The organism is Enterobacter sp. CGMCC 5087 (genome assembly GCF_003144775.1).
Classification (GTDB): Bacteria; Pseudomonadota; Gammaproteobacteria; order Enterobacterales; family Enterobacteriaceae; genus Enterobacter; species Enterobacter cloacae_M.
The window spans coordinates 1-610 of record NZ_QFXN01000008.1; the positions used below are offsets into that span (position 1 = coordinate 1).

The following is a 610-nucleotide window of genomic DNA, read 5'->3' on the forward strand; positions in this document are numbered from 1 at the left end:
TGCTCGCGTGGAGCAGGGGGCCGTATACAAAGGACGTTGGGGGCAGTTCGATCTGTGGCTCTATAACGACTGGTTTATTGACCCGGTTGATGATTTGGAAAAACCGATGCTGACGGATGGCGCCGTGATTATGTCAGGTCCGAATCTGATGGGGACCCGTGCTTATGGCGCCATTCTCGATCCTGATTTTGACTATGGCGCGCTGGCGTATGCACCTAAAACCTGGACTGAGAAAGACCCGGCCCAGCGTTTCCTGCTGATGCAGTCTGCTCCGCTGGTTATTCCAAGCCGTGTTAATGCGGCCCTTTGCGCCACTGTGGTTTAAGGAGTCACCATGACCCGATTACTTGAAATGGTTGTGACTAAGGGCCGCTGCGTCATGCATGACGGCAAGGAATACGGACAGCACAGCCGTATCAGCCTCCCGCCGAATGAGGCCGTTCGCCTCGAGGAGCTGGGGTTTGTTCTGGCGGTATCCGTCGTGCGCGGCCTGCTTCAGGATCCGGATGAGGGTGCCGGCGATGGTACCGGCGATGGCGCTGGTGCAGCTGGTGACGGTTCTGCCGGCGATGGCGCTGGTGCAGCTGGTGACGGTTCTGCCGGCGACGGC

The 610-nt window shown here is 58.9% G+C and carries 1 protein-coding gene and 1 pseudogene; both read left to right on the forward strand.

Annotated features, from left to right (window positions below; all coding sequences use genetic code 11):
* Positions 1 to 325: major capsid protein (locus DEO48_RS00045; RefSeq protein ID WP_181366944.1), on the forward strand; the 325-nt coding region annotated here is incomplete at its 5' end.
* Between the two features lie 9 nt (positions 326 to 334).
* A pseudogene (locus DEO48_RS26665) lies at positions 335 to 610 on the forward strand (hypothetical protein); the annotation flags it as partial.